The organism is Roseateles aquae (assembly GCF_032337115.1).
In the GTDB taxonomy this organism is placed as follows: Bacteria; Pseudomonadota; Gammaproteobacteria; order Burkholderiales; family Burkholderiaceae_C; genus Roseateles_C; species Roseateles_C aquae.
On record NZ_JAVXZY010000001.1, the window covers coordinates 104,208 to 125,415 of the forward strand.

The window sequence follows — 21,208 nt, forward strand, 5'->3', positions numbered from 1 at the left end:
TCGAGCAATTCATCTGCGGTACACAAGCTCAGGACAAAAGGCTTGATGTGGCCGACTGGGCGACGTTGGTGTGGCTGGGCTCCGTCGCGGTGGGATGGCGAGCCACGAAGTGGATGGCTTGGCTCGCTGGCTCGGCACGCTGTGACAGTGCGGCCTGGGTCAGCGATTCACGCAGCCGCAGGTAGTGCGCGTTGACCTTGTCCAGCGGCAGCAGCTTGTTCGCCTTCAGGTGGGAGATGCGCGGCGTTTGGCCACGCAGTGCTTCCATGTCCTTGGCCTGCTGGATGTAGCGCTCCATCCGGCACATCAGCCAGGGGCGCACACGACGCCAGCCCGGGATGGGCAGCGGCTTGATAAAGGGGAAGAGCAGGTCGCGTTTGGGTTCCTTGTAGCAAACGCAGACCCAGGTGTTGTCGTCATCGATCGGCGTGGCGATCAGATAGACGTCGAAGACATCATTGCGGATCTGCACCATATTGGGCATCAGCACGTCCACGCCGATGCGCCAGCCGCGCGTCCACGGCGTCTTGGCCGTCAACGTTTCCTCGGCCGTGCGCTCGTCGTCGGCGCGCAGGATGAATTCGCTGCGAATCAGCGTGCCTTGCAGATGGCACTCGAAGTTGTCGACACGGCCACCCTTGGGGTCCCAGATATTCAGCGCCGAGCCCTTGTGCACAAAGGGCACGTGGTAGACCTCGCAGACGCTCTCTACATAGCGGGTGTAGTGCACCGGCGCATCCCAGCCATAGCGGGAAGTGAAGCCCTGGTAGCTGCTGAACTCCTCGAACATCGGCACTTCACCGACTGGCGTGGCCTGTTCGTCGCCGGTCCAGAACCAGATCAGGCCGTGCTCCTCGCGCAGCGCATAGGAGCGCACGCACATCGCCTTCGGTGGTGTACCGTTCTTGCCCAGCACCGGCATGTGTACGCACTGGCCGCTGGCGTCGTACTGAAAGCCGTGATACGGACAGGCGATCAGATCGCCGTGTTGCTGGCCATGGCTCAGCGGCACGCCCTTGTGTGGACAGCGATCGTCCAGGCAGACCACCTTGCCTCGGGTGTCACGATAAAGCACGAGCTTCTTGGAGAAGCGCGTCACGCCCACCGGTTTCTTCTTGACGTCTTCGCTGCGAAGAATCGCGTACCACTGGTTCGGAATCATGATGTCGCCTCAGTGCTAAGGAGCCGGCTGATCAGTTGGTCGAGCCGACTGATGCTGGCGAAGTTTTCAGGATGAATCTCGTTGGCAGGGATGTGAACGGCCCATTCGGCGCGGACAAAGTCGACCACGTCAAACAGCGAGGCCGAGTCGAGAATGTTCAGGTCCAGCAAGGGGGTCTCGGCCGTCAGCTCGGCCTCGTCACGCTCGAGAAAGCTCAGGCTGATGAACTGGGCAAGCCGATCGGCAATTGAATTAGCGCTCAGCATGAGCGACTCTCCTGTGTCGTGGGCAGCATGGCCTGGGCCAGCTTGAAGATCTCGGTCGCCAGCAGCATGGGCGTGTTGTGCGTGTAGAGCGCTTCGGGAGCGACGCCGATGCCGTGTTGATGGTCCAGCTCCGAGACGATCTCCAGAGAGGCCACCGAGTCCAGCGCCAGATCAGCAAAGCTGTCGTCGGGATGGATGCGGCCGGGCTCGAGCCGGGTGATGGTCGCGATGCGCTGGGTGATCCACTGCAGCACGTCCTCGACGCTGGCCGCGCTGAACGGTGTCAGCGCCGCGGGCTCCGGCGCTGTTGGCGCCTGCTGCCAGACGTGATAGTTCGGCAGCTTGTTGGACAGATAGTCATTGCGCAATGCCAGGCGTTGCAACTTGCCCGAGGTCGTTGTCTTGATCGTCTTGCGGGGAACAAACAGGATCACGTCGGCATGAATGCCGAACTTCTCGACCAGACGTTTGTTGATGCGCTGGGCAATCTGATCGTGCTCGATGGGCACGCGCGGGACCTCCAGCGCGATCACCACCTGCTCATGTGCCAGCCCGGGCACGGCGAAGGCGCCAGCGCGGCAGTTGACAAACTCCGGGCAGGCCAGCGCGCATTCCTGCTCGATGTCCTGCGGATAGTGGTTGGCGCCGCGAACAATCAGCACCTCCTTGATCCGGCCTGTGACATAGAGCTGCCCCTGCTCGATAAAGCCCAGATCGCCGGTGCGCAGATAGCGCTGCGCGCGACCGGCCAGCGGCTGGTCAAAGGTCTGCAGGGTCTTCTCGACATGGTTCCAGTAGCCCTGTGTCACGCTGGGGCCGCTGACCCACAGTTCGCCGATTTCACGTTGGGCACGCTCAATGCCCAGCTGCGGATCAACGATGCGCAAATCCAGGGATGGGTGAACGGCGCCACAGCTGACCAGCGCACGACTGCCTGGTGCCTCTGCCCGGCTCAGGCTGACATGCCCGTGTGCCAGCGCATGCGCGTCGACATACAGCGAGCGCATGTCCTCCAGATAATGCTTGCCGGACACCATCAAGGTCGTCTCTGCCATGCCATAGCAGGGGTAGATGGCCGATGGGCGGAAGCCCGCTGCGGCGAATTTCCTGGAGAAGGCCACCATGGTCTCGTGGCTGATCGGCTCGGCGCCGCAGAAGGCGATATCCCAGCTGCTCAGATCCAGCCGCGCCAGGTCGCGCTCACGCACGCTGTCCACGCACATCTGAAAGGCGAAGTTGGGACCACCGCTGCTGGTGCCGCGAAACTCCTCGATTGCTTTCAGCCAGCGCAGCGGGTGGCGCACGAACAGGCTGGTTGGCATCAGCAGCGCGGGGTAGGCGGCATGAACCGCCTGTAGCACGCCGCCGATCAGGCCCATGTCGTGATAGGGCGGCAGCCAGATCACCGAGCGGCGGTCCGGCCGCTGGTGACCGAAAGCCTGCTTGATCAGCTCGGAGTTCTCCACCATATTGCGGTTGGAGACCATCACGCCACGCGGCACCCCGGTCGAGCCCGAGGTGTACTGCAGCATCGCGATGGCCTCGGGGCGGGCGGAGAACTCATGCAAGGGCTTCACCGGTGCCTGTGCAAGCTCTTCGATATCGATCCAGCTGACCCGCGCCAGCTCAGGATCCTTGCGCAGCTCGGCCACCTCGTTCAACAGGCAGTCACGGTCGGCCAGCACGATGCACTCGGCCAGGTCCATCAGCACGAGCTTGAGGCGGTCGGCTTGGGCCTGATTCTTGGGCGGGAAGCTCGGCACTGCGATGGCCTCGGCAGCGATGCAGGCAAAGAAAGCGGCCACAAAGTCTTTGCCCTGCGGCAAGAGCAGCACGATCTTGCTGGGTTCCTCGGCGCTGCTGTTGTGCATCGCGCGGATCGCCCCGGCATAGCGCCCGATCCATTGCGCCAATGCCCGATTGCTGAGCGACTCCTGCTCACCACCGACGGACATGAAGCGGTAGACCATACCGTCTGGATCAGCGGCTGCATTGAGTCGCAAGGTCTCGAGAAAGCTGCCTGCCAAGTCATGGCCTGACGTGCCGGCGGCGGGGCCGGCTGCAGGGGCGCCCAGCGGCTTGGCGCCGCTGAACTCAGGCCGATCAAGCAGTGCCGACCTGCTCACGACCAGGCACTCCACAGCTGTGCTGCCAATCGGCCATTGCCGCATGTGTTGCCTGTCCACCTTCGATCACCTTTACCCAGCATGACTAGCCCCTTTTGCGATGCGGCTCAGTGTCTCGGAAGGCCTGTTCGGCGTAACCTACCAAAGCTGGTAGGCGGCCATTCTTGGTTATGTCATGGGCATCTGCGCACTTCGAATGACAATCAAGATCAGCGTCAATTGAATGCCGAAGCAAGCCGCTCTTTTGTGCCTCAGCGCCGCCGCCTCCAAAGGGCGGGCGACGGCAGTGGCTGCGGCACAAAGTCAGGCTCGCCATCGAGCTGCTGCAACGAAGCCTGCCACTGCGCCTGGCGGCGCTGTCGTTCCATGGTCAGCGTGCGTCGCAGCGTCAGCATCCGCTGGCTCACCTCATGCGCCAGCGGACGGCGCCCGCGGCAGGCAGGCGGTTTCATTGCGGCTGCTCCTCTACCTCGGTGTTCGGGTTCCACGCCGCCGTCGGCGCAAGGCCGGCCGGATAGATCAGCAGATGCAGGGAATCGTCGCCCAAGGCCTGCAGGTCCAGCTCGGCACCGATGGCCAGGGCGACGGCGCCGGCAGCGCGGGCAGCATCGATCTCCTGGGTCGCCCAGCTGGCGCAGAGCTGAATGTGGTGGCAGTGGCCGCCATGGCGCAGCTGCAAGCGCAAGCCCGGCCAGTGGCTGGGCAGGCAGGGTCGCAAGCTCAGGCGCTGCGCCTGCAGGCTGAGGCCGCAGATCGACTCCAGCGCGGCGCGGTAGGCCCAGGCGGCCGAGCCGGTGTACCAACTCCAACCGCCCCGGCCGGCATAGGGCGCGGCGCCGTAGACATCGCCGGCCATCACATAGGGCTCCAGCAGGTAGAGCGCACCCTGTTGTTGATGTGCCGCGCGGTGAGCGGGGCTGAGCCGGGTGAAGCTCAGGTAGGCCGCGTCGCCCTGGCCCAGCGCGGCCTGGGCCATCAGCGCCCAGACCGCCGCATGCGAGTACTGGCCGCCGTTTTCGCGCACGCCCGGCGGATAGGCCTGCACATAGCCGGCGCTGGGCTGGGCGTGCTGCAGCGGCGGGCTGAGCAGGCGCAGCAGGCCGAGATCGAGCGCGGCGCCGCCTGGCGCCGGATCGATCAGCCAGCGCGCCGCCGCCGCCATCGCCTGCTGCTGGCGCTGCCGCGGCGCCACCGCACTCAGCACGCTCCAGGCCTGCGCGATCAGGTCAATCCGGCATTCGGCATTCGCTTCGCTGCCCAAGGGCGTGCCATCGTCGAAGAAGGCGCGGCGGTACCACTGGCCATCCCAGGCCTCGGTGGCCAGCGCCGCGCGCCAGCCCAAGGCGGCATGGCTCCAGCGCTGCACCCGTGCCTGGTCGCCGCGTGCCTGGGCCAGCGGGCCGAACTCGTCGACCAGCTGGCAGAGCAACCAGGCCAACCAGACCGATTCGCCGCGACCCTGATGCCCGACCCGGTTCATGCCATCGTTCCAATCGCCGCTGCCCATCAAGGGCAGGCCATGTGCGCCGACGCCCAGGCTGCGGTCCAGCGCCAGCGCGCAGTGCTCATAGAGGCTGGCGCTGTGGGCGCTGATCTCGGCCGGGCCATAGAGGTCTTCGGCACCGCCAGGGATGTCCGGCCCGCTCAGGAAGGGGCGCTCTTCATCCAGCACCGCCGTGTCGCCACTGCTGCGCAGATAGTGCAGCGTCGCATAGGGCAGCCAGAGCAGATCGTCGCTGCAATGGCTGCGCACACCGATGCCTGCGGGGGCATGCCACCAGTGCTGCACGTCGCCGGCCTCGAACTGGCGCGAGGCCGAAAGCAGCAGCTGCTGGCGCAGCAGCTCGGGCGCCGCCCGGCTGAGCGCCATCGCGTCCTGCAGCTGATCGCGAAAGCCGAAGGCGCCGCCGGCCTGGTAGAAGCCGGCGCGCGCCCACAGCCGGCAGGCCAGGGTCTGATAAAGCAGCCAGCGGTTGACCAGCGCATCAAACAAGGGATCGGGGCTGTGCACGCTGAGCTGCCCCAGCAGCGTGTCCCAATAGGCCAGCGTGGACGCTTCCAGCCGGGCCGGCGCGTCGCGTTCATCGCCCAGGCGCAGCAAGGCCTGCAATGCCAGGGCCCGAGCCGCGGCCGGGCTCTTGCCGTGGCCGAGCAGCAGCACGACATCGATGCGGGCGCCGGCTGCCAGCTGCAGCTTGACTGCCGCGCAGGCGCAGGGGTCGAGGCCGATGCCGGCTTGCGCTCCAAGCTGGGCCGGAAAGACCCGCTGGCCGGTCTCGTCAAACAGCTCGCGGCGGTCGCAGGTCCAGCCATCCAGCAGGGTTTCGCTCTGTCCGCAGACATGCAGGGTCAGGAACACGCTGCTGCCGCCAAAGCCGGCGTGCCCATCGGCCTGGCTGGCCAGCAGCACCTCGCCACGCCAGTCGGGGCGTTGCGGGCGCTGCAGCGCCTCCATCGCGCTGCGCACGCCCATCCGGTCGCTCCGCTGCGCGCCGAGCACCCATTCGGCCAGGCCGATCAGGCGCAGATGCTGGGTCCGCGCGCCCTGGTTGTGCAGGCTCAGGCGCAGCTGCTTGAGCGGCAGCTCGGGGTCGACCGTCCAGCTGGCCTGCAGGGCCAGCGCGCCGCGCTGATGGCTGATGCGGCTGCGCCCGGGCTGGTGCTCAACGTCAAAGCCGGTGTCGCTGTCGCCGGGCTGGCTGGCACCCAGCGGCCAGATCGCGCCGCTGCGCAGCTCCTGCACGAAGAGCCCTTCGCCAGCCGGATCGCAGACCGGGTCGTTGGACCAGGCGCTCAGCTGCTGCAAGCGGCTGTTGCCGGCCCAGCTGTAGCCATGGCCGCTCTCCGACAACTGGCAGCCGAACTCGGCATTGGCCAGCACATTGACCCAGGGCCGTTCGGGCCGCAGGGCGCCACGTACGCTGAAGCTGAAGGCTGCGTCGTCGGCCTGCGCGGCAAAGGCGCCGCGAAACTGGGGCGTTGACCTTGTGCCTGGTTGGGCGGCTGGCGTGCTCGCACTGGGGTCAGGTCTTGCCAGTGGCAGGCGGGTCTGCTGGCGGCGCTGGCGCCAAGCGCTTTGGTGCCACTCACTCAACTCGGCCAGCAGCGCCGACAGCGGCCGTCCATCGGCCAGCAGGCGCACGCGCGCCATCGCCATCAGGCTGACGCGCTCCTGCACCGAGAGTTCGTCCACATAGAGCAAATGCATGCGCGCCGTTGCGCTGCCGGCGCCGGCAGCAGCGGTCTGGCTTTCACGCAGCTGCTGCAACTCGGCCTGCAAGGGCATCAGGTAAGAGCGCGGTTCGCCATTGAGCACGACCAGGTCCATCGCCACACCGGCCCAGGCCCACAGACGCAGCGCCTGCGCCAGCGTGCGCATCAGGCGCAGGCCCTGCATGGCCTGCACGCTGACGACGATCAGCGGCAGATCGCCGGAGATGCCGAAGCGCCACAGATCACGCCGATCGCACAGCCGTTCATCGAGCCGCCGGGGCAGGGCGAACAGGGGCTGGGCTGGCGGCCGCGCATAGAGCATCAGCAGGAGGCTGCTGAGGCATTGCATCGCCGCGGCGTCTTCGCCGGCCAGTCGCTGCTCACGCCGGCGTATGCCGGCAAAGGTGGCCGACATCAGCGAGGAGCGCGCCAGCACCGGAGCCTGCGCATAGCGGTCAACCAAAGTGTTGAGCGCCTCGCGGCTGAAGGCGGCTGCGGTGCCCAGGGTCAAGAGCGTCATCGTGTGCGGGCGCAGCTGCAGTTGCAGGCTCAGGGCGGCTACCGGGTCCAGCCCATTGGGCCAGCCGCCCGGCGGCACCGACTCGCCGGGGCGAAAGTCGGCCCGGGGCGTGCTGGCATCGTGCTGGCGTCCGGCCCAGCGCTGGCGCTCAGTCTGCACGCGCAGGCCGCGCAGCTGGTCGTCGTGCACGGCCAGGAAATGCACCGCATGCAGGCTGCTCTCGTCGGCCAGGCGGGGGCGGCGGGCCAGGTAGAGCGCGCGTTCCTCAGGCACCCAATCGGTCTCGATGAAGAAGTTGGAGAAGGCCGGGTGGGCCTCATCGGCACGGGCCGCGCACAGCACCGGCTCGAACATCGACAGCAGCTCCAGCTGCAAGGTGCTATCGCCATCGTTCCACAGCTCGACCTGACGCAGCTCGATATCGTCTTCGGGGCTGACCCAGACCGTGCAGCGGCTGCGCATATCGGGCCACTGCGCCGTCAGGCAGACGCGGTCGAGCTCGAAGCTGGCCTGGTAGCGGGCGGCCGGGTCCGGGGCCGGATGCTGGCTCAGCGACACCGGTGCCGCCTGCTCGCCCCGGCGCAAGAACAGGAAGCTGCCATAGCTGTCGCGCAGCGCGTCGTCGCGCCAGCGGCTGATGTCCTGGCCGGCAAAACGGCTCCAGCCGGCGCCATTGCCACGCAGGCTGACGCTGTAGCGGCCGTTGGAAAGCAGCTGCGTGCCCGGCAGGCCTTGTTCCCCTGGCGTGAAGGGCAGGCCGCTGAGCCCGGTGCTGCTGCGCCTGTCGCTGTGCCGCGGTGCCAGCGGCGGCGCCTGCAGGCGCGCCACCTCGCGTGGCAGGCGCTCCTGCAACAGCGAGACATGGGCGTCGAGCCGGGCGTCGGCCATGGTCCAGCGCCGTGGTGCGCCGTCCAGCAGCAGATCGGCCAGCGCCACCAGGCTCATGCCCTGGTGGTGGGCCATATAGGTCTGTACCAGGCTGACGCTGCTGCCACCCTGCAGCCGTTCGGGGCAGAAGTCCAAGGCCTCGATAAAGCCCAGCTCGCCCCGCGCCTGCAGCGCCTCCAGCCGCTGCAGATTGGCCAGCGCCTGCTCGGGCACCAGCGGCAGCGCCAGCAGCGTGGCATAGGGCGCGATGACGAGTTCATCGGCCGGCGTGCGACGCAGCGCCAGGCGCGGCACACCTTGCGGTGCGTACTGGTAGGCCAGGCTGTGATCGACTGCGGCATAGGCCGATTCGCTGATGCCCCAGGGGCCGCCCTGGGCATAGGCGATCTGCTCCTGGATGGCCACGCGTGCCGCGGCAGCCAGCACGCTGCCGGCCGGCTCAGCCAGGGTCAGCGGTGGCATCAGGTATTCGAACATCGAGCCCGACCAGGAGCGCAGGCCGGCATCGCCGCGGCTGCCGCCGGCACCAAAGAAAGGCCGGCCCAGTGCGCCCCAGTGCGTCACCGGCACATCGCCCTTGGCAATGGCCCAAAAGCTGGCCAAGCGCGCTTCCGAGGCCAGCAGGTCGTAGCAACTCTTGTCCAGCTGCTGCTCGGCCAGGCGGTAGCCGATGTGGAACAGGCGCCGCCGGCTGTCGTAGAGAAAGCCGAACTCGGCGGCCTCGGCCAGCTCACGTGCGTTGCCGGCCAGCTGCTGCAATCGATGCCGCAGCGCGGCGCCCTGCAGCGGCAGCAGCTCTTCGCAGGCGCCGGCCAGCGCGAGCAGATGGGCGCAGAGGTTGCCGCTGTCCACCGTCGACACATAGGCCGGCGCCAGCACCGCCAGCGTGCGGGTGTCGTACCAGTTGAGAAAGTGGCCGCGATGCCGCGGCAGCAGGGCCAGCGTGGCCATGCAGCGCTCGGCGCGTGCGGCCATCTCTTCGGCATCGAGCCAGCCAAAGCGCTGGGCGCTGGCCAGGCTGAGCAGGTAGAGGCCGATATTGGTCGGCGAGGTGCGCTCCGCCACCATCAGCGCGGGCAGCAGCTGCACATTGTCGGGCGGCAGATCGTGGCTGGCGGCGTTGACATGGCGTTCGAACAGCTGCCAGGTGTCATGGGCCAGCTGCTGCAGGTAGTCACGCTGCGCTGCGCTCAGGCTGCTGGCCGGGCGCGGCAGCGGCCGGCTGGCCCAGAAGATCCAGGCGGGGGTGCCGGCCCAGAGCAGCGTCAATGCCAGCGTCCACAGCGGTGCCTGGCCGAAAGCGATCAGCAGCGTCGCCAGCAGCAGGGTGGCCAGGCTGACGCGCCGATGCGCGCGCCACAGCACGGGCCAGGCGCTGCTGGCGGCGGCCTGTGCGGCCTCGGCCGTCGTCCATTGCAGCAGCTGGCGCCGGCTGATGAACTGGCGCCACAGCGCCCGGCTGATGGCATCCAGCTGCAACGCGCTCTGCTGCAGCAGCAAGGCCAGCTGCCACAGGCTGGCGAGCAACACCCGGGCCAGATCCAGCGCCGCCTCGCGGTAGAAATGGGCCAGGGCAATGCCCTGTCGGCTGGGCGTCAGCGCGGCCAGGCCACCGAGCAGCGGCCCGCTGGCCCAGGCTGCCAGCACGACGGCCAGCGCCAAGGATGGCGGCAGCCACCCGGGCCCCAGCGCCAGCAGCAGCAGGCCCAGGCTGAACGGCGCCACCAGCGAGCGGCGCAGATTGTCCAGCAGCTTCCAGCGGTTCAGCGCGGCGAGCCGGTAGTGGCCGGCGCGCCAGAGCAGCGGCAGCAGCTGCCAGTCGCCGCGGGTCCAGCGATGCAGGCGCGAGGCGGCCACATCGGCGTGCAGCGGTGCGTCCTCGATCAAGCTGATGTCGCTGACCCCGCCGCAGCGGCAGATGGCGCCTTCCAGCAGGTCGTGGCTGAGCACCTGGCCTGTTGGCAGACGAGCGGCCAGCAAGGCCTGCAGCGTGGGCACATGCAGCAGCCCCTTGCCGCTGAAGCTGCCTTCGTCAAAGAGATCGTGATAGACCTCCGAACTCGCCGCGCTGTAGGGATCGACGCCGCAATGCCCGGCAAACAGCCAGTGAAACGGCGTCGCATCGCGCAGCAGCGGCAGCCGGGTGCTCAGCCGCGGCTGCAGGATGCCGTAGCCGCTCAGCACCTGCGTGCCAGCGGCATTGAGGCGAGGCCGGTTCAGCGGATGAGCGGCGACGGCAATCAGCTCGCGCAGGGCGCCAGGCGGCAGGCCGGTGTCGCTGTCCAGCGTCAGCAGATAGGGCGTGCCCGCCAGGGGCTGGGAGGCCGGGCCCAGATCGATGAAGCCACTGTGTGCTTGGCCGGACAGCCAGGCCACCAGTTGCTCCAGCTTGCCACGCTTGCGCTCCCAGCCCATCCAGCACTGCTCGGTGTCTGACCAGCGGCGGCGGCGGTGCAGCAGCAGGAAGCGGCGCTCGCCGTCGGCGCGGGGATGGGCGGCTTCCAAGGCCTCGATGGCTTGCAGGGCCGTCTGCAGAATCGACTCATCATTGCTGCAGTGTTCGGTCGCGGCATCGCTGAAATCGGACAGCAGGGCAAACTGCGCCTGCTGCTCGCGATTGGCCAGATAGTGGCGTTGCAGCTGCCGGACCAAGGCAGGTACCGCGGCGGCACTGCCAATCAGCACCGGCAGCACCAGCAACACCCGATCGGCAGCCGCGATGCCGTTCTTCAGCGCCAGCCGCGGCAGTCGATGCGGGCGCAGGGTTTCGCTGATCAGGCGGTTGGCCACGGCGATCACCGCCTCGGCCAGCGGCCACAGCAGGCACAGGCCCAGCAACAGTTCGGCGCCGACGCCCAGCGGCAGCGCGCCTCGGCGCTCGCTCAGGCTGGCCAGCAAGCCGGCACCCAGCAACAGACTGACCACGGCCAGCGTGCCCAAATAGAGCGGCAGCAAGAGGCGGCGTAACTGGGGCTCGCTGCGCCAGCGCAGCTGCCACCACGCTGGCCGCAGGCCCAGCGCCTGCAGCAGGGCCGGGCGACCCGCGCCGTTGAGCCAGTAGGCCGGCGAGGCCTGCACGGCGCCTTGTTCATCAGCAGGCGCTGCGGCCGCCATCAGGCCGAGCAGCTGGCGCGCAATGTGCAACTCGCTCAGCGCCTCGGGGCGATGGCGCGACAGCGCCTCGATCTCATGCAGGCTGGCATCCTGGGTGTCGTCGTGCTCAGCACAAAAGGCACTCGATTCGCGCATCAGCAGCATCAGTGCGCTGCTCTGGGCGATCAGGCTGCGCCAGTCGATGTCGCCGAGATGGCGCAGGGCGGTGATGGCGTTGCTGACGCTCAGGTTGTCGGCCGCCTCTTCGGCCTGCTGGGCCAGCCGGGCCGCGCCGGGATCGGGCAGCAGCAGCGCCAATTGGCGAGCCAGTTCGGCCAGCGGATGCGCCGGTTCGGCCCCGGGCTGCGAACCATTCTGCGCCGGCAGCGCGCTGACCATGCCGACCGCCAAGCCCGGCTCTGGCTGCAGCCTTTGCAAGAGCTGCAGCGCGAACACCGGCTGCACACCGCGCTCGGCCATCAAGGGCAAGCTGGCCAAGCTCTGCGCTGCGCCCTCGCTGGCCCACTGATCGGCGCAGAGATTGGCCAGTTCGCGGGCCGCCTTGGCCGCCGCGACGCGTTCGGCCAGGCGGCGCAGATTCTCGATCAGCACCACCCGCAGGCTGGTGGGCAGGGCCCAGAGCTCGCCCAGGGTCAGCTCGCGGGACTGCTGGTAGGCGCTGAGGAACTCGGCCAGCAGGCAGGCGTCGATGGCGCTGTCGGTGTGCGCCACCAGCGCCCAGGCCATGCCATAGACGCGCGGCAGACCGGCCAGGTGCTCATCCAGCAGCACCGGCAGATGGCGGAAATAGCGCCGCGGCAGGCCCTCGTGGATCTGCGCCAGCTGCAGCTGGACGATGTGAAAGTTGTCGAGCAGCCATTCACCGGCCGGGCTGACATGGTGGCCGCTGCGCTCCTGCAAACCGATGTAGTGATGGGCCTCGGTGAGCACGCGGATGTTGTCGTGCAGGCGCGGGAAAAAGGCGGCCGAGCGGGCTGCGGTCAGTGTGGCGGCTTGCGCCAGGCCCAGGCTGTGGCCATGCTGGCGAAAGCGCGCAGCGCCAAAGATCTCGGCGCGAATCGGTGCCGCCAACACGCCGCGGGCAGCATGCAGCATGGCAGCGGCTTCGCTGCTCAGCCCGGCTGCACGCAGCAATGGGGCAGGGCGAGCGAAGCGCCAGCTCCGTGGTGGCGCAGGGGGGCTGCCCATGCGCGTCCTTAGATCAGGCCGTACAGCACAAGCAAGGGCAGCGCGAGCAGCAGCAGGCCGCTTGCCGGGCGTCGCATCAGCCAATCCCTGGACGCTTCGCCGATGCAGCGCAGGCGATGCAGGCGGCCGCGGGCGCCGTGGCACTGCAGCAGATGCAGTCCCAGCTGTTCGGCCAGTGGTGTGGGGTCAGCACGATCGAGACCTGAGCTTGATGCAGCCATATTCGCTCCAGCGTTGGATGGGAAGGACGCGGCAGCCCCGGCGCAGCAACGCCAGCACGGAGCTGGCGTTGCTGCGCTTGCTAACCGTGTGAATGGCCAGCGGCGTCTGCCGACAATCAGGCCTTCAGCCGCGCGGCGGCGCCGGCCAGAGCAGGCGTGCCGCAGCCAGCAGCAACGCGCCACCAGCAGCAGCCATGGCCACCGATTTCAGCGGCTCCTGGCGGATATAGCCCTGCGTCTGCTCGCCCAGGCGGCGCGCGCTGGCCAGGCCCTGATCGCAGCGTTGAACGGCGCGGCTGGCCAGCCCGTCAACACGGGCAATCGCTTGGTCAGCGCCTTTGGCCAGGCTCATGGCCACCGTCTTCGCGGCGCTATCGACGGCAGCCGTGGCCTGCTCGGCCAAGGCCGATGGCGTGGCAGACGGCGTAGCAGTCGGCGCCGTGCTGGCCGAAGCCGACTGCGTGTTCAGATTGCTCATGATGGATTCCTTGAATGGGTGAGTTCAGCGACGCAGCAGGCCAAACACAAAGCTTGCCAGCGCCAGCACGATGAAGATGAAGAAGAGGACCTTGGCAATCTCGACGGCACCGGCGGCGATACCGCCGAAGCCGAACAGCGCTGCGATCAGCGCGATGACGAAGAAGACGACGGCGTAATGCAGCATGGTGGCTCCTTGTCCCGGTGGCGACGGGCACGCCGCCGCCCGGGCTTCACGGTTGGTGGTTGTCGGTCTTGGCCGTGATCAGGCAGTTGGCCTTGGCGTCGCCAGCGAGCGAATCGCACTTCTGCTTGGCCAGCGCATAGGCGGCTTCGCGCTTGTCGGCGCTCGCATCGGCGCGGGCCTCGTTGGTCTTGCTCTTGGCGGTGGCCAGGGCGGCGTCGGTCTTCTCACGTGCATCGGCATTGGCGTCGGCAGTCTTGACTGCCAGCTTGGCGTCGGCCTTGGCCTTCACATGCTCGCTGCTGGCCTGCTTGCGGCAGACGTCCTTGGCATTGCCGGCCATATCGTCACAGCGCTCCTTGGCGATGGCGAAGGCCGCGTCGGCACGGCTCAGGCGCAGCTCATAGCTGTGCTTCTCCGAGGGCTCGTAGTTCTGCTCCAGCTCGGCGCCGCTGATGTTCTGTGCGCCCTTGGCTTCCTCGATGCAGATGTCGCGGGCGTTGCCCGACTGGCTGTTGCAGGCCTGCTTGTCGGCCTTGTACTTGCTGGCAATGTTGTCCTTGGCGGCCTTGTAGTCGGCCTTGTTCATGGACGCAGCAACCGCATTGCCGATCCAAAGTGAAGAGGCCAGTGTGCTGATCAGGATCGCAGCGCTGAGCGCGTGCAGTGTGGGCTTGTTCATGGCAGTGATTCCTTGATGTGATTGAGCAAGAGGGCTGAAGCGATTCACTTCAGCTTCATGTCATTGGCGACCGAGCTGACGCCCTTGATGTCGCGGGCCAGGGCCACCGCGCGGTTGATGTCGGCCTGCGAGCTGACGAAGCCGCTGAGCTGCACCCGGCCCTTGAAGGTCTCGACATTGATCTCGGCGGATTTCAGCGTCGGCTCATTGAGCACGGCGGCCTTGACCTTGGTGGTGATCACCGTGTCGTCGATGTACTCGCCGCCGCCTTCGCTGTGGCGCGTGGAAGCGCAGCCGGTGAAGGCCAGGGTGCTGATGAGCAGCACGGCGAGGGCGCTGCGGCGTAGGCAATGCGTGTTCATGATGGTGTCCTTGTGCGAGTTCGAGAGGCTTGGCGCCGGAGATGCCGTCGCGGGTTGGCAGAGGGCTTGTCACAGCGTTGACCCAGCATCGGGCATGGCGGCGCGGCGGTCGGTGCGCTGACGTACAAAAGAGTCGTTATGTGCGGCCAGCGCTGACCCGCTGGGTTCAGTTCATCGACACGTCTTCGTCCTGTGCGGTGAACAGGATCTCGACACGACGGTTCTGCTGCCGGCCGGCGACGGTATCGTTGCTGGCGATCGGCTGCTCTTCGCCGTAGGCGCGCACCGTCAGCCGACTGGCGTCTACGCCCAGATCGGTGAGCGCCCGCACGACGGCCTGGGCGCGACGCTCGGACAGCAGCTGGTTGGCGCCTATCGTGCCGACGCTGTCGGTATAGCCTTCCACGGTCGCACGGCGGGTCGGGTAGCGCTGGAAGAACTCGGCCAGCTTGCTCATATTGCGCCGGCCTTCAGGGCTGAGCGCGAAGCGGCCGGTATCAAACAAGGTGTCGGACAGCGTGATCACCATGCCGCGCTCGGTCTTCTTGGCGTGGAGGGCATCCAGCTGTGTCTCCAGCTCATGCATCCGTGCCTCGCGCTGGGCCAGTGCAGCATCGCTGCGATCGGCCTTGGCATCGGCGCGTGCCAGCGCACCGCTCTGCGCTGCATTGGCCTGCTGCGACTGCGCCAGCTGCGCGCGCGCCGTGTCGGCTTCCTGGGTGCGCATAGACAGGCGCATGCGTTCGCGCTCGGCCGCAGCCGTCTTGACCTGTTGCTCCGCGTTACGGCTGGCGGCGCTTTCCTCGGCCAGGGCCACGCGCTGATTGGCGAGGTAGGCCAGATGATCGGTCTCGGCCAGCGTGCCGCCCGTGGCCAGCGATTGATCGGCGCTGCGCAAGGCCTGCGCCGCCGCTTGCAACTCATCAACCGCCATGCCATTGACTTGCGGGTTGGACTGCGCCGCGCCGAAGCGGGCATGGGCCCGCTCCAAGGCCAGATTGCGTTCCGGCATGCTGCTGCAGGCGGCAATGCCGCCAATGCTGGCAAGCAGGGTGATTAGGGCTATCGTCATCGCATCGGCCCGGGCGCTGCGCGGTGCCGGCGACTGAAGGGTAGAGGGATCGAGCTTCATGGTGTTTGTTCCTTGTTGGTTTGGAGGCGTGCGGGCAAAGGCTCGCTTCACACGCGGTTCAACCCGGTGTCTTGCGCTGGATTTCTTCCGACAGTGCGCGGGCGGCGTCCTGGGTTTCCTGGGCCGCGCGGCGGTTGCGTACCGCTTGCGCGCGGCGCTCGGCCAGCAAGGCGTCGAGTTGCGCCTGCTCGGCATAGCGTCGGGCGCTGTCGTAGTCCTGCGCGGTGACCGCAGTGCGGGCCGCGGCCAGCTTGTTCAGGGCAATCTGCAGCTCGACGCCGGCACTCTCGCTGGTGCTGCGTGTATTGGCGCTTTGCACCGCGGCTTCAGCAACTGCCAGCTGGCTGCTGGGCAGGGGCGCGCTGGCACAGCCTGCCAGCAGGGCGGCTGCGATCAGCAGGCCTGCGGCCGAAAGCGCCGTGCCGCGGGAGGCGAAGTGAATGCGAGGGCTGCCGGCGGGCGCCAGCAGGTGCTGCGTTGCGAGAATCGGCTTCATCGTGGATCTCCTGGTGGCATGGGCGGCGAAGTCGCCCTTCAGTGCAGGAGCCCAGTCTGTTCAGCGCCGCCTACCTTGTCTGTGTGGCAGCGCACGCCAGCGACAGTGTTTCTTTAGAGACGCTCTGTTACAACATTAGCGATATGGACGGCGCAAAGATCAAGCCCGCAGCTTGCCCAACACCTGCTGCGACAGCGGCAGCAAACGGTCGTACTCGCGCTTCACGACCTCGTAGCACTCGCAGGCTCGCCGCTCGAGTCCAGCACGATCGAGCACGGTGATGTGGCCGCGGTGGTAGCGGATCAGGCCGGCTTGCTGTAGATGGCCGGCCGCTTCGGTGACGCCTTCGCGGCGCACACCCAACATATTGGCGATCAACTCCTGGGTCATCTGCAGTTCGCAGCTGTGCAGGCGGTCCAGGCTGAGCAGCAGCCAGCGGCACAGCTGCTGGTCCAGTGAATGATGGCGGTTGCACACGGCCGTCTGCGCCAGCTGGGTGATCAAGGCTTGAGTGAAACGCAGCAGCAGCGCCTGGGTAGGACCGGCGCGATTGAATTCGCTGATCAGCGCTGCGGCCGGCAGGCGAAAGCCGTGGCCGCCGCTTTGCACCACGGCGCGGCTGGGCGTCGTCTGGCCCCCCATGAAGAGTGAAATGCCAACCACGCCTTCAAAGCCGGTGACGGCGATCTCGGCCGAACCACCGTCTTCGGTCACATACAACATGGACACGATGGCGCTGACCGGGAAGTAGGCGTGGCTCATGCGGCCACCCGATTCCTGCAGCACCTGGCCCAGTGCAAGGTCAACGGGTTCCAGATGGGGCAGCCACTGCTTCAAAGCTTGCGCTGGCAGCGCGCCCAGCAGCTGATTGCCGCATGGATCGCAGGCCTGATTCATGGGGCCTCCCTCATCCCGTACAAGCGAGCGCACCTTGGAAGAAGGTGTAAGCACTGCTTTGTCAGGTTGCAATCAGTATAGGTAGCCAAGTCATCAATGCCTTCATCACCCCAAATCCGGCCGACCTTTGCACAGTGTTAGCTAGCGCACAGACTGCGCGGCTCATCGCAAGCAGCCTCAGCGCACCGGCCCACAGGCCGCGGGCCGGAGGGTCTGCGCGGGGCAGCGGTGCTCACAGCAAGGACAGCCATCATGAAAGTCAGCAATGTCGATCTCAGCCTGCATGCCAACCGGCCACTGCAGACCCCGTCGGCCCTGGGCAGGCAGGCCTGCCAGGATCTCAGCGCCTCGATGAATGCGCTGCTCGCCGACGTGTTCGCCATCTACATGAAGACCAAGAATTTCCACTGGCATATGAGCGGCCCGCACTTTCGCGACTACCACCTGATGCTGGATGAGCAGGCCACGCAGTTGCTGGCGATGACGGATGTGCTGGCCGAGCGAGTGCGCAAGCTCGGCGGCACGACGCTGCGCTCAATCGGTCACATCGCCCGCACCCAGCGCGTGCTGGACAACGATGCCGCTTATGTCGAGCCCGCCGACATGCTGGCTGAGCTCGGTGAAGACAATGGCCTGTTGGTGGCGCGCCTGCGCGAGACCCACGATCTGTGCGCCGAGCATCGCGACATCGCCAGCGCCAGCCTGATGGAGGTCTGGATCGATGAGAGCGAACGCCGCGCCTGGTTCCTCTACGAGTCCGGGCGCCGGGCTGACAGCGGCGGGCACTGAGCATGGAAGCCGCGTCGCATGGCCCCATGCTGCCCCCGCCGATTTCCTTGCGGGAGCCTTTCTATCACCATGAATCCGGCACCGTGCGCTTCTGGGTATTGATTGAGGAAGCGGTGATCGGCGCCAGTGTCGGCCGCCTGGCCCTGCACTACCGCTACTGCCCGGAGGCGCGCGACGATGACCCGCTGGCCACCTACCTCAGCCACGCCAGTGAGGTTGACGAGGCGGTGCGCTTGCGCTGGGCCGAGGGCGCCCTGGAGCCGGTGATGCTGCGCGAGTTCGATCTGCGCCGGGTGAGGCGCTCGCCGTAGGCAAGAAGGTGTCGCAGAGCGGCCGCGCCTGAGCTGAACCGGTCAAGGCGGCCGCTCTGCGGCCTTACTGCCGCGGTTCGCCGCGTGCATTGACGCTGATCGTCGCGCCTGGTGCCATGCTGAGCTGGGCGCGATGCAACTGACCGGCGTGGCGGTAGCTGATGTCCCAGTACTGTGGTGGGCCGTCAACAGCGGTTTCGCAGCGTTGGATCTGCCGGCCATCGCCGGCCTCCTCACGATCACCACCGGCACGGGAGCCGATCACCGCCCCGGCCACGGCGCCACCGGCGGTGGCCAGGTCACGCCCGGTGCCGCCGCCGATCTGATGGCCCAGAATGCCGCCGATCAAGGCACCAACGATGGCGCCGCCACTGCTGTTGCTGCGGCCGCGGCTGGGCTGTTCATGTTCCAGCCAGCAGCGCTGCTGCGGCGTGCCATAGACCGCGCGAGCTGACAGGACTTCTGCCTGGTAGAGCCGCTCCTGCGGGCGCCGGCGGTATTCATAGCTGGGCATGATGGCACCGACCGGGGCCTCGTTGTCAAAGCGGCGGTCTTCGTCAACCGGACGCGCCGATGAGATGCGATTGTTCAGATTCATGCCTTGCAGCGAGGCATAGCTGCCTGGCCGCAGCACCCGGCAGCGCCCGGCATAGTCATTGCCTTCGCACACCTCCCAGGCGCCCTGGCCGACCACCGCCGATGAGGCGCGATCGTTGAAGCCGCTGCGTTGCAGGCGGCTCAAGGGCCTGTCGAGCTGCAGCAGCTGACCTCGAAAGTCAGTGCCTTCGTACAGGCTCAGCTGTGCCCAGGCCGATGAGAGACCCAAGCTTGGAAGGAGCAGGGCGATGGCGCACAGGCGCAGGGCCTTGCGGCCGGATCTTGCATTCATAGGGGGCTCCAGTGGTTTAAGTTGTGGCTTAAGTTGTGGCGTCGGTCCGCAGCATGGGCGGCGGCAAGGCAGGCTGTCTGTGCGCTGGCGGACCGTTCAGCGCTCGGCCGTAGCCATGCCCATGCCAAGCGCATAGCTGCGCAGATCGGCGCGATAGCAGCTGCAGGCCGCGGCACGCAGGGCAGGTCGATCGCAGAGCTGCATATCGCCACGGTGGTAGCGGATCCAGCCCTGCGCCTGCAGGGCAGTGGCCGCCTGCGTGATGCCTACCCGCCGCACCCCCAGCATGGCGGCAAGGAATTCCTGCGTCAGCGCGAAGCGCGACTGGCCGGCGCGATCGGCACTCATCAACAGCCAGCGGGCCAGCCGTGGCGTGATCTCGTGAAAGCGCAGGCAAGCCGCCGCACGGGCTCGTTGGGCCAGCAGCACGGCGGCGTAGCGCAGCAGCAGCGCATGAAGTTCTGGCTGCTGCGGCAAGACCCGCAGAAAGGCCTGGGCCTCGATGGCAAACGCCATCCCCTGGCCCTGCACGATGCCTTGCAAGGCCTGCGGTGGGAGCGCTGGCGCACCACGCGCTGCGCCCAGCGCGAGCTGAATGCCGAGCATGCCCTCGCGGCCGGCCATGCCGACTTCGACACCGTGGCCGCCCTCGGTATGACCCTGCAGCTGAGCCAGCAGCGACGCAAAGCCGCTGAGCGGAAACAGCGCCTGCGCGGTGGGCTCCCCCACCTCGAACAGGTGGTGCCCGAGTTGCAGGCTGATCACCTCGCCGAGGGGCTGCAGCTGCGCCAGTCGGGCAGCGGGCAGGGCGGCCAGCAGGTGATTGCCGTCGGGTTTCTTTCGAGTACTCATGCAACGCAGTCTGGGCGCCGCCAGGGCAAGCGACCGTCCCCTAGCGCACAGACGCAGGCCCCAGGGAGCTCTACAAGGGCGATGTGGAACTCGAGCTGTGGCAATCGCCGACTTCGACCACATCACCGAATTCAGCACAAGGACTGCACACCATGAGCAACACCCCTGCCAGCCCCCGTTCGCCGCCGCGATCTGCTACTGCCAGCAGCGCGACCAAGCGTTCCAGCATCTTGCCTCCGGCCTACACGCTGCTGATGCTGGCCCTGTCGCTGGCGCTGCCCGGCGCCGTGCGAGCGCAGGATGCCAGCTACGGCTATGGCGGTCTGGCCATTGGCCAGGCCCGTGGGCATTTCGATATCGAACGCATCAGCGCGCGCCAGCTGCTGGCCAGTCCGCAGCCGCTCACTGTGACTGGCAGCAGCAGCGATCTGCGTGATACCGCCTACCGGCTCTTCCTCGGCTATCAGTTCGACCGCCACATCGGGCTCGAAGCTGGCTTCTTCAATCTGGGCCGCTACAGCTTCCAGAGCCGCACCGAGCCCGACGGCGTGCTGAACGGCCTGATCAAGGTGCAGGGCGCGAGCCTGGATCTGGTCGGCACGCTGCCCATCAGTGACGACTTCGCGATGCTGGCTCGCGTGGGCGCGCAATACCCGAAGACGCGCATCAGCTACAGCGGCGGCGGCGCGGTAAGCGCTGTCTCGGCCAGCCCCAGTCAGCGCCAGCTGAACTACAAGTTCGGCCTGGGGCTGCAGTACCGGCTGAGCGCGAATCTGCTGCTGCGCGCCGAGGCCGAGCAGTACCGGGTCGCCGATGCGATGGAGGGCCATGGGCGCATCAGCCTGGTGTCGCTGAGCCTGGTGATGCCTTTTGGCGAAGGCGCTCGTGGTGCACGTGCCGCTGCGCCCAGCACCAGCAACTACGCTTACCGGCCGCCGGTGGTCGAGCCCACGCCGGCCCCGCCGCCCGTGGTGAGCGCGCCTCCGCCGATGCCGATGCCGATGCCGATGATGCCCATGAACAAGCCCGACCCGGCAGCGCAGCGCGAGCCGCCTCGCCGGGTCAGCTTCAGCGCCGAATCGCTGTTTGGCTTTGACCAGAGCTCGGTGAGCCCCAAGGGCCGCGAGGCCTTGGACCAGTTTGCCCGCGACATGGCCGGCACCCGCTTTGAACTGGTCGTCGTCGAGGGCCATACCGACCGACTCGGTTCGGCCGCCTACAACCAGACGCTGTCACTGCAGCGTGCCGACGCGGTCAAGGCCTATCTGGTTGCCTCTGGCGGCCTGGATGCCAGCAAGATCAGCACGGCAGGGCGCGGCGAGGGCTCGCCGGTGACGCGTGCGGGTGATTGCCTGGCCAGCTTGCCCACGGCCGCGCTGCGGGCCTGTCTGCAGCCGGATCGACGCGTCGATGTTGAGGTCAGCGGCACCCGCTGAATT

At 67.4% G+C, this 21,208-nt stretch carries 17 protein-coding genes and 2 pseudogenes; 3 read left to right on the forward strand and 16 right to left on the reverse strand.

Features of this window, described 5'->3' with window-relative positions; genetic code table 11:
* Positions 1-28 precede the first annotated feature (28 nt).
* The 13 genes from RQP53_RS00460 to RQP53_RS00520 form a co-directional block, all read right to left on the reverse strand.
* Positions 29-1,162, reverse strand: coding sequence for a Rieske 2Fe-2S domain-containing protein (locus RQP53_RS00460; protein ID WP_315647962.1), 1,134 nt, complete (start codon positions 1,160-1,162; stop codon positions 29-31).
* A complete protein-coding gene (locus RQP53_RS00465) occupies positions 1,159-1,428 on the reverse strand; it encodes a hypothetical protein (RefSeq protein WP_315647963.1) in 270 nt (89 codons plus the stop codon). The genes RQP53_RS00460 and RQP53_RS00465 overlap by 4 nt, the downstream gene beginning before the upstream one ends.
* On the reverse strand, positions 1,422-3,554 hold the full coding sequence (locus RQP53_RS00470) for an AMP-binding protein (RefSeq protein WP_315647964.1): 2,133 nt from the start codon (positions 3,552-3,554) through the stop codon (positions 1,422-1,424). The genes RQP53_RS00465 and RQP53_RS00470 overlap by 7 nt, the downstream gene beginning before the upstream one ends.
* A gap of 251 nt (positions 3,555-3,805) precedes the next feature.
* On the reverse strand, positions 3,806-4,006 hold the full coding sequence (locus RQP53_RS00475) for a hypothetical protein (protein ID WP_315647965.1): 201 nt from the start codon (positions 4,004-4,006) through the stop codon (positions 3,806-3,808).
* Entirely contained in the window at positions 4,003-12,384 is an 8,382-nt protein-coding gene (locus RQP53_RS00480; protein WP_315647966.1) for a GH36-type glycosyl hydrolase domain-containing protein, read from the reverse strand. The genes RQP53_RS00475 and RQP53_RS00480 overlap by 4 nt, the downstream gene beginning before the upstream one ends.
* A gap of 101 nt (positions 12,385-12,485) precedes the next feature.
* Positions 12,486-12,698, reverse strand: a complete 213-nt coding sequence (locus tag RQP53_RS00485; RefSeq protein WP_315647968.1) for a hypothetical protein — start codon at positions 12,696-12,698, stop codon at positions 12,486-12,488.
* A 124-nt stretch (positions 12,699-12,822) separates the two neighbouring features.
* A complete protein-coding gene (locus tag RQP53_RS00490) occupies positions 12,823-13,176 on the reverse strand; it encodes a hypothetical protein (protein ID WP_315647969.1) in 354 nt (117 codons plus the stop codon).
* 24 nt (positions 13,177-13,200) lie between these two features.
* Positions 13,201-13,362, reverse strand: a complete 162-nt coding sequence (locus RQP53_RS00495; protein ID WP_315647970.1) for a DUF1328 domain-containing protein — start codon at positions 13,360-13,362, stop codon at positions 13,201-13,203.
* 46 nt (positions 13,363-13,408) lie between these two features.
* Positions 13,409-14,041, reverse strand: a complete 633-nt coding sequence (locus tag RQP53_RS00500) for a hypothetical protein (protein WP_315647971.1) — start codon at positions 14,039-14,041, stop codon at positions 13,409-13,411.
* 44 nt (positions 14,042-14,085) lie between these two features.
* On the reverse strand, positions 14,086-14,403 hold the full coding sequence (locus RQP53_RS00505) for a BON domain-containing protein (protein ID WP_315647972.1): 318 nt from the start codon (positions 14,401-14,403) through the stop codon (positions 14,086-14,088).
* A gap of 166 nt (positions 14,404-14,569) precedes the next feature.
* Positions 14,570-15,535 carry an OmpA family protein gene (locus RQP53_RS00510; RefSeq protein ID WP_315647973.1) on the reverse strand — a complete coding sequence of 322 codons (966 nt, stop codon included), beginning with the start codon at positions 15,533-15,535 and terminating at the stop codon, positions 14,570-14,572.
* Positions 15,536-15,593: 58 nt separating this feature from the next.
* Positions 15,594-16,031, reverse strand: coding sequence for a DUF4398 domain-containing protein (locus RQP53_RS00515; RefSeq protein WP_315647974.1), 438 nt, complete (start codon positions 16,029-16,031; stop codon positions 15,594-15,596).
* A 159-nt stretch (positions 16,032-16,190) separates the two neighbouring features.
* Complete coding sequence (locus RQP53_RS00520; protein WP_315647975.1) at positions 16,191-16,928, reverse strand: Crp/Fnr family transcriptional regulator; 738 nt, start codon at positions 16,926-16,928, stop codon at positions 16,191-16,193.
* A 252-nt stretch (positions 16,929-17,180) separates the two neighbouring features.
* On the opposite strand from RQP53_RS00520, the gene RQP53_RS00525 reads away from it, so the two are divergent.
* Positions 17,181-17,717 carry a Dps family protein gene (locus RQP53_RS00525; protein ID WP_315647976.1) on the forward strand — a complete coding sequence of 179 codons (537 nt, stop codon included), beginning with the start codon at positions 17,181-17,183 and terminating at the stop codon, positions 17,715-17,717.
* A gap of 26 nt (positions 17,718-17,743) precedes the next feature.
* On the forward strand, positions 17,744-18,028 hold the full coding sequence (locus RQP53_RS00530; RefSeq protein WP_315647977.1) for a hypothetical protein: 285 nt from the start codon (positions 17,744-17,746) through the stop codon (positions 18,026-18,028).
* 256 nt (positions 18,029-18,284) lie between these two features.
* Here the strand turns inward: RQP53_RS00530 and RQP53_RS24725 are convergent.
* From RQP53_RS24725 to RQP53_RS00540, 3 genes and pseudogenes are all read right to left on the reverse strand, one after another.
* Positions 18,285-18,395, reverse strand: a pseudogene (locus RQP53_RS24725) (glycine zipper 2TM domain-containing protein); the annotation flags it as partial.
* Between the two features lie 204 nt (positions 18,396-18,599).
* A pseudogene (locus tag RQP53_RS24730) lies at positions 18,600-18,917 on the reverse strand (beta/gamma crystallin-related protein); the annotation flags it as partial.
* A 96-nt stretch (positions 18,918-19,013) separates the two neighbouring features.
* Complete coding sequence (locus tag RQP53_RS00540) at positions 19,014-19,769, reverse strand: Crp/Fnr family transcriptional regulator (RefSeq protein ID WP_315647981.1); 756 nt, start codon at positions 19,767-19,769, stop codon at positions 19,014-19,016.
* A 152-nt stretch (positions 19,770-19,921) separates the two neighbouring features.
* Between RQP53_RS00540 and RQP53_RS00545 the strand changes: the two genes are divergently transcribed.
* Positions 19,922-21,205, forward strand: coding sequence for an OmpA family protein (locus RQP53_RS00545; protein ID WP_315647982.1), 1,284 nt, complete (start codon positions 19,922-19,924; stop codon positions 21,203-21,205).
* Positions 21,206-21,208: the final 3 nt, after the last annotated feature.

Bases quoted from the DNA above. Each gene is read 5' to 3' on its own strand.
- RQP53_RS00460 (WP_315647962.1), bottom strand. From the start codon at position 1,162: ATGATTCCGAACCAGTGGTACGCGATTCTTCGCAGCGAAGACGTCAAG.
- RQP53_RS00465 (WP_315647963.1), bottom strand. From the start codon at position 1,428: ATGCTGAGCGCTAATTCAATTGCCGATCGGCTTGCCCAGTTCATCAGC.
- RQP53_RS00475 (WP_315647965.1), bottom strand. From the start codon at position 4,006: ATGAAACCGCCTGCCTGCCGCGGGCGCCGTCCGCTGGCGCATGAGGTG.
- RQP53_RS00480 (WP_315647966.1), bottom strand. From the start codon at position 12,384: ATGCTGCATGCTGCCCGCGGCGTGTTGGCGGCACCGATTCGCGCCGAG.
- RQP53_RS00485 (WP_315647968.1), bottom strand. From the start codon at position 12,698: ATGGCTGCATCAAGCTCAGGTCTCGATCGTGCTGACCCCACACCACTG.
- RQP53_RS00490 (WP_315647969.1), bottom strand. From the start codon at position 13,176: ATGAGCAATCTGAACACGCAGTCGGCTTCGGCCAGCACGGCGCCGACT.
- RQP53_RS00495 (WP_315647970.1), bottom strand. From the start codon at position 13,362: ATGCTGCATTACGCCGTCGTCTTCTTCGTCATCGCGCTGATCGCAGCG.
- RQP53_RS00500 (WP_315647971.1), bottom strand. From the start codon at position 14,041: ATGAACAAGCCCACACTGCACGCGCTCAGCGCTGCGATCCTGATCAGC.
- RQP53_RS00505 (WP_315647972.1), bottom strand. From the start codon at position 14,403: ATGAACACGCATTGCCTACGCCGCAGCGCCCTCGCCGTGCTGCTCATC.
- RQP53_RS00510 (WP_315647973.1), bottom strand. From the start codon at position 15,535: ATGAAGCTCGATCCCTCTACCCTTCAGTCGCCGGCACCGCGCAGCGCC.
- RQP53_RS00515 (WP_315647974.1), bottom strand. From the start codon at position 16,031: ATGAAGCCGATTCTCGCAACGCAGCACCTGCTGGCGCCCGCCGGCAGC.
- RQP53_RS00520 (WP_315647975.1), bottom strand. From the start codon at position 16,928: ATGAATCAGGCCTGCGATCCATGCGGCAATCAGCTGCTGGGCGCGCTG.
- RQP53_RS00525 (WP_315647976.1), top strand. From the start codon at position 17,181: ATGAAAGTCAGCAATGTCGATCTCAGCCTGCATGCCAACCGGCCACTG.
- RQP53_RS00530 (WP_315647977.1), top strand. From the start codon at position 17,744: ATGCTGCCCCCGCCGATTTCCTTGCGGGAGCCTTTCTATCACCATGAA.
- RQP53_RS00540 (WP_315647981.1), bottom strand. From the start codon at position 19,769: ATGAGTACTCGAAAGAAACCCGACGGCAATCACCTGCTGGCCGCCCTG.
- RQP53_RS00545 (WP_315647982.1), top strand. From the start codon at position 19,922: ATGAGCAACACCCCTGCCAGCCCCCGTTCGCCGCCGCGATCTGCTACT.